Below are 15,487 nucleotides of genomic sequence, written 5' to 3'. Positions count from 1 at the left end.
CATAAAAAATGCGACATATTCTAGAAAAAATATCTAAATTATTTTTCAATAGTCCGCAATGCTTTTTTTATAATGTAAGCTGTTTCTTTGGTTGGGCTTTCGGTTTTCCATTTGTCGCAAATTGTTTTCACAAAATCGGGTTGTGTTTTACTTGCATCGTTTAGCCAATTTCCAACGCTGTCTTGTACATATCTTGCTTCATCAGATTTTAAAGGTTCTACAATAGATAAGCCTAATTCTGGATTTTGTTTTAATTCTTCAATATGTTCGCACCAAACGCCTCTAGGTCGTGTTGCTTCGCTTGCAAATCGCCTTATGTTTAGGTCTTTATGGGTTGTCCAATTTGATAATATTTCAATACTTTTTGCTAAGTCTTTAGCGATGCTTGGTCGTACTGCCAACCAACAAATTTCTCTTACTCCAAAATGCTTATCAGCTGAAAATACCTGAATTTGTTGAAGTTTTTGAGAAATATCTAATGCCTGATTTTTACCAATGGTATAGGTAGCCCAACACCGAACTAAATCTGAGGTGTGATGGGTAATTATTGATACTATTTCAGGGTCTTTATTTTTTAATGACAGCTCAAGGATTTGTGTTCCAATGGCTTCATTAATGGTGTTTACCGTTTGCTTTTTTAGATTTTGAATCTCGGATAAAATTGGTTTTAAATATTTAGTTCTATTAAACTGCATCAATATGTTTTCCAATAAAAGCCGTTGGTCAACTGCCAACCATTCAATTAAATTTGCTGTTTCAATTTCTCCACGGTTCAACTGTTCTAAAATATCTTTGGGAATATCTTTTGTTGAGCGAGAACCTTTGCGTTTTATTTCTGTCATAACAATTTTTCGATATAAAATCGATGTAGGTTAATGCACAAATGTATAGATTATTTTTCGCCTTTATTCTCCATAAAAAAGTAAAGTGTTTTTACAAGTAAACTTATGTTAACTCAATATGAAAAAATCGTAAAAAATCAATAATTTAAGCTTCGCAAAGGATTATGGCATGCAATCTGTTATATAACGCATAGCAAAATTAATGTATGGAACAGATTTATATCAAGGTGGCTTTTTGCCAAAAATGTAGCGGATATCATGCTTCAACCTACGCCGATTCGTCTCAGAAAAATAATCCCGAAATTATTGATCATTACTTCTATCATGGTGAACCTTATTTTACTTTAAACCCATCTAGTTTTAGTAAGGCTGAACAATTAGAATACACTACCATAAAAACGATTCCGTTGAAGGAACATAAGAAAAATGATCATAAATATTGTGGATGTAAGAAAAAAATAAAAGCAGTATTTGTTACTCAAAAAATAAACTTCTCGGAATCATCGACTATAACGCCTAAATATGAAGACGTTTCAGAAGTTGAAATTTACTTTAGAGATATTTACCGTTTGTCATATAATTTTCATTAAAATATATTGATGAGAGGAAGCTCTTGTTCATTAAAATAAAAAGGAATTGAATAATTATTCAGTTCCTTTTCTTTGTGAAAATGAGTGATTTTTTTTTAAACTAAAAAGGCTTTAATAACTACTTTTTATGCTTTAATAATAAGGTTTTAGAGATAAATAGCGCTATCCATTTCCAATTTTTGAATCATAAACTCTCTTTTTTTGCTTAAAAAATTATGTATATTCGTTTTCTGTTTATGGAAATGTTTATTTGATTTCCATCTATTTTAATAAAACAACAAGATTAAAAACTGAGCTTTTCATGAGCCATTGTACTTACTGGAAGCTATAATAATTCGGAACCTTTGAAGATTAATTTTAAACATGTACTTACAAAACGATCTGTTTTTATAGCAGGTTTGTCAGCTTGTTTTATAGCAGCGGTCGCTTTTGCGGTGCTGAGTCTTCTTATTACGCACGATAGCCGAAAAAATAATGAAGAGTTTGCCCGAAAAACTTTTTTGAGGAAATATGAAACGGTAGAAAAAGAGTTTAGAAACATTGAAGATTATCAATACCTTCTTCGTGCTTTGATTCAGAAAGATGGGCTTAAAAATTACAAAGATTATTCCTCAGTCTTAAATAGTTTAAATAAAAGGCGTAAACTCATTCCCTATAGTTGGTATTACTACTACAATGGCGCTTCTGGAGAATCTGGCAATAAAGATCTTTTATCAGATATTCTCAAAAAAGATGAAAAGGTAGAAAAGTACACCAAAATAAAAAATAAAGCCCCTGGTAACTTTAATAATTATATCATTAGTCATAATGACAGTATTTATTGGTTAAGTTACGATTCTTTGATACAAGCAAATAAAGATATGCTGTATTACGGTTCTGCGGTAAGTCTTGATAATCTTCATCAGTATTTTGCGACCATCGATCAGTCTCCGAATACGTATACTTATGTTTTTTCAAAAGAAGGCATTTGCATTACTCATCCTGAAAAAAAATATTTGGGTAAAAATATTTTCGACTTTACAGATATTCAGCCAGAAGATACCTTAACGAGCAAAACTCAATTGGGATATACGGAACGAAATACAATCTCAGAATATCTTGATGTAGAAGTTATACGATTTATAAAACCTTTAAAAACCGATAATTTTGAAGGATATGCAGTGGTAAACTATGTAAGTTTTCTTATTGATGAGAGTGTAAATCAAACAAAAAGATATACCGTTTATATTTTTCTGGCAGCTTTGTTACTTATTGTGACGGTATTTATTTTATTTTACAGGGCAACCAATATGGCGTTTCAGGAGAAAGAAAAAATACAGTCAGAAAAGAATTTACTCCTTGTTGAAAATGAAAAAATGCATCGCGCAGAAGTCTTGAATCAGCTTCAACAGCTTAAAAATAATATCAATCCGCATTTTCTTTTTAATTCATTAAACTCTCTTTATATGTTGATTGGGCTTAACAAAGATAATGCTCAGAAGTTTACCATGAATCTTTCAAAGATTTATCGATATCTTATTGTTCCTCCAAAAGAAAATATTGTCCCAGTTTCACAAGAAATCAGCTTTATCAAACAATATATGGATCTTTTGAAAAGTCGGTTTGATCAGGAAATTAGCTTTGAATTGATTATCAATCATGAAGAAAGTTTAGAAAAGAGAATTCCCTACTTGTCTCTTCAGTTGGTTACAGAGAATGCCATTAAGCATAATATCGCAACAATAGATAATCCTTTATCCATTATAATCACCGTAGAAAAAGATGGAGTTATTGTAAAAAATACATGGCAACCGAAGACAGAAGATATCCAAAGCGAAAAGTTTGGTTTAGATTATTTAAATCAGATTTATCAATATTTTAAGAATAATAATCTGGATATCTCTATGCAAGATGGGTATTTTATCTGTTTTCTTCCATTGATGGATTAAAAGCTTAAAAATCCACTCACTCCGATAATTCTCCCTTTCACTCCCTATTAATATAGATATAGTTTCATAGGTTATAGTTTTGTCAATTGAAAACCTAGAGGGCATGAAATGTACTATTTTAATGAAGAATTACAGGCTTGCACTGTATCTGGGGCTTAGTTTGGCCTCTCCGTCAGTATTTGCACAGAAAAAAGATACGGTAACTACCGACAAAGAAAAATCTGCTAAAACAGATGTTTCTTCAAAAAAAACGAAAAAAATTGATGAACTGATCAAAAAAGGAACTTATAAAAAAGGTCTTTTTAATACGATTCAGGTAAAAACAGATATTTATTTTGAAATTCCAGACAGTTTAATCGGTCGACAGTTTTTGGTGGTCAATAAGCTTTCACAAGTTCCGATGCAAGTGAATGAAGCTGGACTTAATAAAGGAATGAATTATGAAAATAAGGTCATTTCTTTTCACCGTGATTATGTCGCCAAAAAGATTTGGGTTAAAACGGTAATTCCACAAGTGTCTTCTCCAAAAAATGATGTGATTACAAAATCTGTTAAAGATAATTTTTCAGAATCTGTAATTGAGGTTTTCGATATTGAAGCACAAAATACCGATTCTACTTCGGTAGCTATTAAAGTAAATAAAGTTTTTGACGGTAACCAAAAAAGCTTCAACGATGTTTTGGCAAATGTTGGTCTTGGAGGGTCGGTAAAATCTAATCTTTCTTATATTGAAAGCGTAAAAACATTTCCTCAAAACCTTGTCGTTAAGTCTCAATTGACCACTACAGTTAATGAAGGAGGGGTTGATTTACCTGTAACACTTGGGGTGACCAGTAATATTGTGTTGCTTTCTAAAGTACCGATGGATTCTAGAACTGATGATTCTAGAGTTGGTTTCTTCAGTGAAAAACATTGGGCTTTTAATGACCGTCAACAAAGAATGGATGAAAAACGTTTCATTACAAGATGGCGTTTGGAACCTAAAGATGAAGATAAAGAAAAGTATCTGAGAGGAGAATTGGTAGAGCCTAAAAAGCCTATCGTTTACTATATTGATCCTGCAACTCCTATCCAGTGGCGTAAAAAAATTATAGCGGGAGTTTACGATTGGCAAGCTGCTTTTGAAAAGGCTGGTTTTAAAAATGCCGTTATCGCAAAAATGCCGGATGAGAATGATACAGATTTTGATATTGATGATGTAAGATATTCGGTGATTACCTATGCGGCTTCACCAAAATCTAATGCGATGGGACCTTCTGTGGTAGATCCTAGAAGTGGCGAGATTATTGAATCTGATATTATTTGGTGGCATAATGTAATGACTTCTCTTCAAGAATGGATGAGAATTCAGACTGGGCCTATTGATCCAAAAGCGAGAGGAAATGTATTTAGTGACGAGCATATGGGCGAAGCGATTCGTTTTGTATCATCTCATGAAGTAGGGCATACCTTTGGATTGAAACATAATATGGGTTCTTCATTTGCTTTTCCGGTTGAATCATTGCGTTCAAAAGAATTTACAGATGAAATGGGAGGTACAGCGCCTTCAATTATGGATTATGCACGTTATAACTATGTAGCTCAGCCCGAGGATGGCGTTACTGCAATTACTCCAAAAATCGGACTTTATGATAAATATGCCATTGAATGGGGGTACCGTTGGTATTCAGATGCAGTGTCTGAGAAAAAAGCATTGAGAAGTTTAATAGAAAAACATCAAGATGATCCTACCTATTTTTATGGTGAGCAACAGAGTTATCTAGAAACCATCGATCCGCGTTCGCAGTCTGAAGATTTAGGTGATGATGCGATGAAGGCGAGTGAGTATGGGATGAAAAACTTAAAGATTGTAATTGATAATCTTTTAAAATGGACTTATGAAGATGGGAAAAAGTATACCGATGCCGGTAAGCTTTATTTAGGAGCAATCGGGCAATGGGATTTGTATTCTGGTCATGTGATGGCAAATGTAGGAGGAGTTTATTTGGATCATACTGTTTTTGGAAGTAACAAAAAAGCTTACGAAGCGGTTCCTGCCGAAACTCAGAAAAGAGCGGTTGATTATCTTGTTAAAAATGCGATAAACCTTCCGGAATGGTTATTTTTTAATCCGATTACTGAGAAAACATATCCTGTTAAAAACTCACCAATGGGACCATTTGAGCAGACTCCTTACAATCTTGCAAGAGGAATGCAGTATGGTAATTTGTATTCTTTGTTTATGGATGATCGTTTGTTGAGAATGATTGAAAACGAATTGAAACACCAGATTTCTGGCTCTAAGGAAGAAATTTATACCGTAGAAAATCTATTTGAGCAAGTAAGAGGTTCAATTTTTAATAAAAAAGGAAGCTTAACGATTCTTGAGAAGATGACACAGAAAAATTATGTGGACGCTCTAATCGTTTCAGTGAATAAATTATTTGAAAAAACTGCTGTGAAAGCAATAAAAATAGATAAAACGTTGAATATTCCTACCATTTGTAATTTCCAGGAAGAAGCTCAAAATCTAAGGAATATTAATTATTCATCGATGAAAAGAGTGTCTGAGGTTACTACTTATAAAAGAGCAGAGCTACAGAAGGTGTTGAATTTATTAAACAAAAGTAAAAACAAGGGAGATGATGCCTCTAGGGCTCATTATGCTGACTTAATCATCCGTATTAAAGAGGCTTTAAACAAGTAATCAGTTATGAAAAAAGCATTTATACTTTTACCTCTTTTGGCGGCTCAGATTGCATTAGCCCAAGAAAAGAAAACCATTACCGGGAAAATTGATGACGGAGATACCTCAAGAGTCATTGCGGGGGCATCGATAAAAATTGAAACTCAATCTGTTTCTACAAAAACAAATCAATCCGGAATTATTGAAAGTGTTTCTATCGGAACCATCACAGATAAAAACGGAAAATTTATTTTAGAAATCCCTGCAGATACAAAATCTGTAACGGTAAGTTATCTTGGGTATGAACCTAAAGTAATTGAGGTTTCTGAAGGTCAAACCAATTATAATATAACTTTAACACCTGTTGTAAGTGCCGATATTCCTGAAAAAAACAATATTCAGGAAGTAATTATTACAGGATATCAAAAAATTGAAAAGCGTAAACAAACTTCAGCTGTAACTACAGTGAAGATGAACGATATTCAGCAGGCGGGTGTTGCCAGTGTAGATCAGTTATTAGCCGGTCAGATTGCCGGAGTAGCGGTTACGCCTGAAACAGGAGCTCCCGGAAGTCCTGCAAAAATAAGAATCCGTGGTACCGCTTCACTTTCGGGACCTCAAGATCCGCTATGGGTAATTGATGGTCTTCCGTTGGAGGGAAATGATGTGCCAAATTTTAGTGATAAAGACAATATCGATCAGCTTCAGAATTTTTCTATTGCGGGATTAAACCCTAATGATATTGAAGATATTACCATTCTAAAAGATGCAGCAGCTACAGCTATTTATGGAGCAAGAGCAGCGAATGGAGTAATCTCTATCACAACAAAAAAAGGAAAAAAAGGAAGTTTAAGAGTCAACTTCTCAGCAGATACTTTTATTACGGCACGTCCTGATTTTGGTAAACTTAATCTTTTAAATGCTTCTGAAAAAGTAGATTTAGAATTAATGCTTGCCAACCGTACCGACTTAACGTACCGTACCGATAAAGGGGAAGTGATGAGAATCTTAACCAAAAACGGACAGCTTGATGCCTATAGAAATGGAGGTTTAGGAGGTTTAAATCTATTGACACGTCAGCAAATCGACGGTTTAAGAAACAACAATACAGACTGGGGAAAATTATTGTATCAAAATGCAATTAATAAGCAGTATGGTATGAGTATTTCCGGAGGAAGTGACCGTTCAGACTACTATTTCTCTTTAGGATATTATGATGAAGAGGGAACAACGATTGGAACTGGTTTTGAGCGTTATAACCTGACGTTGAAAAACAATTATAAAATAAATGATAAACTTAATTTTGGAGTCTCAGTTTTTGGGACACAAAGTGAGAGAACATCATTTGTTACCGATGCCGATGCTTCTATAAGCCCGATTAATTATTCAAGAAATGCAAATCCTTATTTAAGTCCTTACAATGCTGATGGAAGCTATAGATATGACCAGGATATTGATGGTTTTGAAAACAGATATATTCCTTTCAACTTTTTAGAAGAGAGAGAAAATACAAGCTATACCCTGAAAAATCAGTCATTAAAAGCGATTTTCGATTTAGATTATAAAGTAGCAAAAGGTCTGAAAATTACTTCACAGTTAGGGATTCAGTACGACGGCAATAAGACAGAGAAATTTGCAGCCGAAAACACCTACTTTACCAGAAAGATGAAAGAGGGAACCCGTTATTACAAAGATGGTGCATACCGTTACTTTTTGCCGGGTGGTGGAGTAAAACAAAACTGGGATAATAATTTCTTTCAGTACAACTGGAAATTACAGGGAAGCTACAGCACAAAAATCAATTCGGTACACGAGATTGATTTAATGGCGGGAACTGAACTTCGTAAAACTGAGGATAATACAACAGTTACACGAGCTTTCGGGTATGATTCTGTGACGAGAAGAGCTACTGCGATTGTTTTTCCAAGCTCGAATTTTGCAGCGGAAAGAAAGTACGAAACTTACAGAGAAATGCCTCCAATTGAGAATGCATACGCTTCAATGTTTGCAACGGCTTCTTATACATACGATCAGAAATATACCTTCTTTGGAAGTGTGAGATATGATGGTACCAATTTATTCGGAGTTAATAAAAAGTACAAATATCTTCCGATATGGGCGGTTTCTGGTTCTTGGTTAGTGTCGAAAGAAGAATTTATGAAGAATCTTTCGGCTATTTCTAACTTTAGATTAAGAGCTTCTTATGGTTTGCAGGGAAATATTGACCGTAATACATCACCGTTTTTTATTGGTGAATACAGTGATACGACCATTCTTCCGGGTGGAAAAGAGAATATCATCAACGTAATCAGTCCTCCAAATGATAAACTTCGTTGGGAGAAGACTACCAATGTGAATTTTGGGCTAGATTTAGGCTTATTTAATAATCGTATCAACCTTACTGCTGATGTTTACAACAGAAAGGGAACAGATATGATCAGTATGAAAGAAACGCCTCTTGAAACTGGATTTGAATATACCATGATGAACTGGGGAAGCTTAACCAACAAAGGATTTGAATTGGCGCTATCTACAAGAAACATCAACAAAGATAATTTCAAATGGTCTACCACCATTAACTTTGCTCACAACAAGAGTAATGTTCTTAGTGAGCAACCTCGTGATAATGCATTGCTTCCTTCAAGAGAAGGTCTTCCGGTAAACGCTGTTTTTGCTTTGAAAACGGCAGGAATAGATGAAAACGGAAACCCAATGTTCTGGAAAGGAAATGAAAAAGTGAAAATTGAAGATTTCTTTGCATTGTATGATGTATATGCAGATTTCCTTCCGGGTCAATTGGTAGATTCTAAGCTTTCTAATGCAGAACTGAGAAGTCTTTTCACGTATGTAGGTGACAGAGATCCTAAGTTTACAGGAGGTATTATTAACACCTTTAAAATCAGTAACTTTGATTTTACAGTTTCTGCTACTTTTAATCTTAAACAAACGGTAATGCAAACGCCTTCTTACCGTGGAATGGAGCTGGATAGAGGAAGAAATTATACCAAAGATATCTACAACGCAGGGACTACACTTCCGGGAATTACAAGTCCTGATATGGAAACCAACCCTGGTTGGATGGGGAACAAATGGCTTTCTGATAACCGTTCTAATGCATACAGCCTTCTTGATATCTGGGCAAAAGAAATCAGTTATGTAAGAATCAGCAGCATTCGTTTAGGATATACTTTGCCTAAAGAATTTACAGCTCCGATGGGGATTAGTGCGTTGAGGTTAAGTGTTGAAGGGCGTAACTTATTTGTATTCAGTAATGGATATAAAGGATATTTCGATCCTGAAACGTATGGTAATATTTATGCACAGCCTATTACTAAGTCGGTTACAGTAGGATTTAATGTTTCTTTTTAAAATTTAAAAACATGAGAAAAATTACAACATTCATTGCGGTTGCAGCATTAAGTTTTTCCAGTATAGGATGCGATCGTTTTTTAGATATACAACCAGAAGGAAAAATTATTCCTGTTACTGTAGAAGACTACCGTAAAGTATTAACTTCGGCGTATTCAAAATACCCTATTCACAAATCTTTAGTTTCGCTTCGTACAGATGAACTTAATATAGATGAAAATACAAGTGACTTCATCGCTTACCGTGAAATTGCGATGTGGAAAGACAGCAATAACGACCAGTCTACGATTGAGTTTCCGTGGGTAAGCTTTTACTCGGTTGTTTTTTATCTGAATCAGGTCATCAACGAAGGAAGCAAAACAATGGCTGATTCTCCGGAAAAGCAGCAGATTTTGGCAGAAGCTTATGCGCTTCGTGCGTATGTTTATTTTGATATGGTCAATTTATACGGAAAACCATACAATGCAGCGACAGCATCTCAGGATAGAGGAGTTCCTATTAATTTGGAAATCGATCTTGAGCAGGTTTTAAAGCCTTCAAGCGTACAGGAAGTTTACGATCAGGTACATGCTGATATCAATAAAGCAGAAGAGATGATGATTGAGCAGAAGCAGACAGCTCCTATCAATTATAGATTTTCGAAAGTTTCATTATTGGCTTTTCAGGCAAAAACAGCTTTGTATGAAGGGAATTGGAGTAAAGCTTTAAACTATTCTGAGCAGGCTTTGGCCATTAAAGGAGAATTAAGCAATCTAAATACCTCTACTCAAGCACCTAATCATTTTACTTCGGTAGAATCTATTATGGCTTTGGATAATTCTTTCAACAGCGCTGTACAGAATATATCGTATGCTTCTACAGATTTACTTGCAAAATACAATACAACCACCGACAAAAGATTTGGAGTCTATTTCCAAAAAAATGGCAGCAAATATAAAATCATCAAAGGTGGAAGTTCAGATTTCAGAGTTTCTTTCAGAACATCAGAATTATATTTTATAAAATCTGAAGCTTTAGTAAAATTAAACAGATTAGATGAAGCTAAAGAAACCTTGCTTAAAGTTTTGAAAAACAGATACACTCTAGCTGGATTTACTTCTATTCAAACTGATGTCAATGCGATGAACGCTACAGAATTCATGAGTTTTATGATGGATGAGAGATTCAGAGAATTTGCCTTAGAAGGTCAGCGTTGGTTTGATTTAAGACGATTAAATCAGAAAAAAATCATTCACAACGTCAACGGACAAGAATATATTCTTCAGCAAAATGATGTAAGATATACGATAGAGTTCCCAAAAAGTGCGAAGAAGAACAATCCGTACTTATAAAAATTTAACATTCATATTAACAACCCTCGAAACCGCTTGAACTTAATTGTTTTAGCGGTTTTTTTGTATTTTTGCAATGTTATGAAAATTGCAATCATAGAAGATGAGTTATTGGCGGTTAATTATCTGAAAGATCTTTTAGATAAACAAACCATTGTCCCTATTACAGAAATCGTCATTCTTCGTTCAAAAAAGCAGGCTATCGATTTCTTCAAAAATGATGCTGCCGATCTTCTCTTTATGGATATTCACCTAGGCGACGGCATGAGCCTGGAGATTTTTGAGCAGGTAGAGCTTTTTACACCGATTATTTTTATTACTGCTTTTGATGAATATGCGATGCGGGTTTTCAAACATTTCACCATAGATTATCTCCTGAAACCTTTTGAAGAAGAAGATTTACATAAAGCCTTGCAAAAATTTATTTCGATAAGAGGTAATTTTAATCCCGAACCTGTACTGAAGTCTATTTCTGCATTATACAAGGCTAATGATACTGAAAAGATGAAACACTTTATGGTAACAGACGGCAACAAAATAAAGTCTGTGCCAGAGGAAAATACGGCTTATTTTTTTGCTTCCGGAAAATATCTTTTTTTAACAACGACAGATAATCGTACTTATATTTATGATGATACCATAAAAGATATCATCTTTAAATTAACTCCCAAACTATTTTTTAAAATCAACCGCAAGTTTATTATCAATAAAATGGCAATCGTTGAAATCATTAAACATTCAAGCCAAAAAATTGAATTAAAACTTTCTCCTGCACCCGAAATTAATTCGGATGTATTTGTCAGTAAAAGACAGATTACAGATTTTTTGCAGTGGATGACGAATTAATCTTAAAAGAGGTATTTTTTTTACGACAACAATATTGAAAATCGTGTTCTGATTTAAATCTTCAAAATATTTCCTGCATACGCTGTTTTATCTATGATTTTTGATTCTATCTGGATCAAAAATTTGTATTCTTAAATTATAATAATCCTTCTAAATTTTTGGTTAAAAAAGCAATCTTTTTAACTTGTTTTTAAAATAAATTCCTGTTTTAAGTTGACTAACTTTCAACTCTTTACAAACCAATCCAAAAAATGTGGCATGTGAATTTCCTTTTTTGGTACAGTAATTGAATGTAAGATGGCACAGCTGAAAACCCGCACTGGCAAGTGCTTTTGGGAAAATGGATAGGTTTTATAGGATGAATTAATCCTACACTTATCTTCCTTTTTTTAAATAAATTAAAATTTTTATATGAAATCAAAATTAGCAATTCTATCGCTTGCGATAGCTGTGCCTTCATGCGTATTTGCGCAGGATTCTCTCAAAGTAACAAACAATGGAGTTTATCCAAACACATTCTCGTCAGGATCTGCAAATGTAGAGCCTTTTACACAGTCTTCTAAGAGATTTAATGACTGGTCTATTTCATTTGGTGCAGGTGTTCCGTTAATGCAGTATGCAGATCTTACTTCATTAAAATTTGGTGAGGGAGCCGGAAAAAGCATGGTTGGATACTCTGCTTATTTGAGTATTGATAAAGCAATTACCCATACATTCGGATTGAAGTTACAGTATGACCGCGGAGAGACTCGTCAGGGTGCTTTTAATACTAAAAATGCTGCTCCAGCAAATGCTTCTGCAACAGGAAAGTACGGTGGGAGAACTCAGTATGATGCTATTTCGATTTTAGGGGATATTAATTTCTCTAATCTTTTTAGAAGAGTGGATAATAAATCTCCATATAGATGGGCGTTGCACGGATATGGTGGTATAGGAACTATAGGATATAGAGCTTATCTGAAAGATGAAAAAGGACAGCGTCTGGTAACAGATGTTACTCCAATTAAAAATGGTATTTCATTTTTTGCACAGGGTGGTGCCGGTTTGAAATATAAAATCAACAAAAGATGGGATGTTGAAGGAAGAGTGATGTATGTAGTTACTACAGACGATAGTTTTGATGGTGGAGACAGAGTAGTGAATACGCTGAAAGATAATAATTCTGATAATTTTATCAATGCTACCCTTGGTCTTTCATTAAAGTTAGGTAAACACGACTCACACTTAATGTGGCACGACCCAATGCAGGAAGTCTATTCTAGAACAGAAGTTTTAGAATCTAAAATCAATGATCTTGAATCTTGCAAAGCTGGTGATGCTGATAATGACGGTGTTTGCGATGATTGGGACAGACAATTAGATACTCCTGCAGGAGCAAGAGTTGATGGTTCGGGTGTTGCGCTTGATGTTGATTTAGATGGAGTAATTGATTTGTATGATAAATGTGTAACAGTTCCTGGGCCTGTAGAGAATAACGGCTGTCCGGTTACAAACCAAGAAACGGGTGTTGTTGCAGAATCTGAAACTAAATTAGATGGAATTGAATTTGAATTGAATTCAGATAAAATTTTGTCAAACAATACTCCGATTTTGAATAACGCAGTGAGTTATATTAATTCTTCAAATGCTTCTTACACCGTTGTAGGAGCTTCAGATGCAAGAGGAAGTGAAGTATACAATAAAAATTTATCCAAAAAAAGAGCAAGTAATGTAATGCAGTATTTGATTAAAAACGGAGTAGAATCTCATAAACTTGATGCACAGGGAAATGGAAAAGCAGATTTAAAGTATCCTGAATGTGATCCTGCCTCAAAATGTCCTGAATGGAAAAACAAAGCCAATAGAAGAGTGTATTTTAAAGCAAAATAAAAATAATAACTTCTAATTTTTGAGACTGTCATTTAATGGCAGTCTTTTTTTTAGAAAAATTTGAGATTCTTCTTTAATCGCAAAAGGTACAAAAGGTTTAGAAAGTTCTATTAAAGCTTATTTTTTAAATCATTCTTGTCTGGTAAAATTAGAAATATAATTAAGAGCTCTCTCCTCAGGAGCTTTAATGATAAAAGAACCACTATTTTCTATTAACAGTTTGCTCCTAATGAAACTGTATTAATCCCATCGGGATTTTCTGTTAATAGAAAAATGAAATTACCCAAAACTAAGCTCCAGAGGAGCGACCTGTCGATTTATCCTATTAACATTAAGTTTGTCAATTTGTTTATTCCTTTAATCGGACAACAATGTTTTTTTCTGAAAAATGAACACTTGATTTTTATTCTTTTAAGAGCTTTGACTATCTAATCATATACATTTCAAATATCTTTTGTCTTCTGCGGTTAAAGAAAAATTAGTTTAAACTTATTGTTAAGTTTCAAAAAATATTTAATCAATTACTCAATTTTAGTTATAATTTTGAAACTTATAATTTTTCACAATTGAATACTATTTTAATTATCGACGACGAAGCGAAAATAAGGTCGCTTTTGTCACGCATCATCAGTCTTGAAGGATTTGAAGTTTTCGAAGCAAGCAATCTGAAGAGTGGATTAAAAAAACTTGAAACCTCAGAAATTGACATTGTGATTTGCGATGTTAAATTGCCCGATGGAAATGGTGTGGAATTCTCAAAAATAATTAAAGAGAGATTTGCTACCGTAGAAATTATTCTGTTAACCGCATTTGGAAACATTCCCGATGGTGTTCTTGCGATTAAAAATGGAGCTTTCGATTATATTACAAAAGGAGATGACAATACTCGAATTCTTCCGCTTGTCTATAAAGCTGCAGAAAAAGTAGCGCTCAATAAACGGGTTTTACAACTCGAAAAACAATTAGATACCAAACAATCATTTAGCAGCATTATTGGTCAGTCAGATTCGTTTTCTGCCGCAATTTCATCGGCTCAGAAAGTTGCAGGAACAGATGCTACGGTTCTTTTAACAGGTGAAACAGGTACCGGGAAAGAAGTTTTTGCGCAGGCCATTCACCACGCAAGCAAAAGAAACAAAAAAACTTTTGTTGCCATCAATTGTTCAGCTTTTGGCAAAGACTTGTTAGAAAACGAACTATTTGGCCACAAAGCAGGTGCTTTTACAGGCGCTATGAAAGATAGCAAAGGTATTTTTGAAGAAGCGAATCAGGGAACCGTTTTTCTTGATGAAATAGGAGAGATGCCATTAGATTTGCAGGCAAAACTATTACGTGTTTTGGAATCTGGTGAATTTCTGAAAGTTGGAGACAGTAAACCTACCAAAACCGATGTCAGAATCATTTCTGCCACCAATAGAAATCTTGAAACGGAGATTGAAAATGGAAACTTCCGTGAAGATTTATATTATAGGATTAATATTTTTCAGATAAAACTTCCTTCATTGCGAGAAAGAGTTGCAGATATTGAATTGTTGGTTAAATTCTTTCTGAAAAGTTTTTCGCTTAAAACAGGAAAAAATATAACCTCAGCTTCTCCAGATTATTTAAAAGCTTTAAAAAATCATTCTTGGAGAGGCAATATTCGTGAACTTCGAAACGTAATCGAGCGAAGTGTTATTCTCACCGATTCTCCCGAACTAGGGATAGAAAGTCTTCCTATCGATATTGCCGTGTACAATAACGAAAAAGATACTCTACAAACAAAACTCATGTCTGCGTTTTCTATGGCAAGTGCCGAAAAAATGCAGATTCAGAAAGTTCTCAATCATACAAAAGGCAATAAAGCTGAAGCCGCTCGATTACTCGAAATCGGTATTGCAACCTTGTACAGAAAGATTGAAGAATATAAAGTCTCGTAGGAAATACTTCCATTCTGATAACGACCCTATCATTTTGATAGGGTTTTTTGTGTTTTAGCACATCTTGTGTTTTGTTTAATTGTTTGTTTTTCAAGCTTTTATGTGTGTTGTTTTGTCAAAGGAATAAA

Annotated in this window: 9 protein-coding genes; 8 read left to right on the top strand and 1 reads right to left on the bottom strand. The window is 34.2% G+C overall.

Annotation, left to right across the window (positions count from 1 at the left end; translation table 11 throughout):
- Window positions 1–38: 38 nt before the first annotated feature.
- Entirely contained in the window at window positions 39–842 is an 804-nt protein-coding gene (locus tag LO744_RS11120; protein ID WP_230669332.1) for a DNA alkylation repair protein, read from the bottom strand.
- Between the two features lie 206 nt (window positions 843–1,048).
- Here LO744_RS11120 and LO744_RS11115 point away from each other — a divergent pair, with 206 nt between their 5' ends.
- The 8 genes from LO744_RS11115 (at window position 1,049) to LO744_RS11080 (ending at window position 15,359) form a co-directional block, all read left to right on the top strand.
- The gene (locus LO744_RS11115) at window positions 1,049–1,432 is read left to right on the top strand and encodes a hypothetical protein (RefSeq protein WP_230669331.1); all 384 of its coding nucleotides are present in this window, start codon (window positions 1,049–1,051) and stop codon (window positions 1,430–1,432) included.
- A 344-nt stretch (window positions 1,433–1,776) separates the two neighbouring features.
- Complete coding sequence (locus LO744_RS11110; protein ID WP_230669330.1) at window positions 1,777–3,360, top strand: histidine kinase; 1,584 nt, start codon at window positions 1,777–1,779, stop codon at window positions 3,358–3,360.
- Window positions 3,361–3,481: 121 nt separating this feature from the next.
- A complete protein-coding gene (locus tag LO744_RS11105) occupies window positions 3,482–6,046 on the top strand; it encodes a zinc-dependent metalloprotease (RefSeq protein WP_230670533.1) in 2,565 nt (854 codons plus the stop codon).
- Between the two features lie 6 nt (window positions 6,047–6,052).
- Window positions 6,053–9,394, top strand: coding sequence for a SusC/RagA family TonB-linked outer membrane protein (locus LO744_RS11100; protein WP_230669329.1), 3,342 nt, complete (start codon window positions 6,053–6,055; stop codon window positions 9,392–9,394).
- An 11-nt stretch (window positions 9,395–9,405) separates the two neighbouring features.
- On the top strand, window positions 9,406–10,725 hold the full coding sequence (locus tag LO744_RS11095) for a RagB/SusD family nutrient uptake outer membrane protein (RefSeq protein ID WP_230669328.1): 1,320 nt from the start codon (window positions 9,406–9,408) through the stop codon (window positions 10,723–10,725).
- Between the two features lie 81 nt (window positions 10,726–10,806).
- Entirely contained in the window at window positions 10,807–11,571 is a 765-nt protein-coding gene (locus LO744_RS11090) for a LytR/AlgR family response regulator transcription factor (RefSeq protein WP_230669327.1), read from the top strand.
- A 411-nt stretch (window positions 11,572–11,982) separates the two neighbouring features.
- On the top strand, window positions 11,983–13,440 hold the full coding sequence (locus LO744_RS11085; protein ID WP_230669326.1) for an OmpA family protein: 1,458 nt from the start codon (window positions 11,983–11,985) through the stop codon (window positions 13,438–13,440).
- 566 nt (window positions 13,441–14,006) lie between these two features.
- A complete protein-coding gene (locus LO744_RS11080; protein ID WP_230669325.1) occupies window positions 14,007–15,359 on the top strand; it encodes a sigma-54-dependent transcriptional regulator in 1,353 nt (450 codons plus the stop codon).
- Window positions 15,360–15,487 lie beyond the last annotated feature (128 nt).

The organism is Chryseobacterium turcicum, assembly GCF_021010565.1.
Lineage (GTDB): Bacteria > Bacteroidota > Bacteroidia > Flavobacteriales > Weeksellaceae > Chryseobacterium > Chryseobacterium turcicum.
This window is presented reverse-complemented; position numbering and strand designations above follow the sequence as displayed.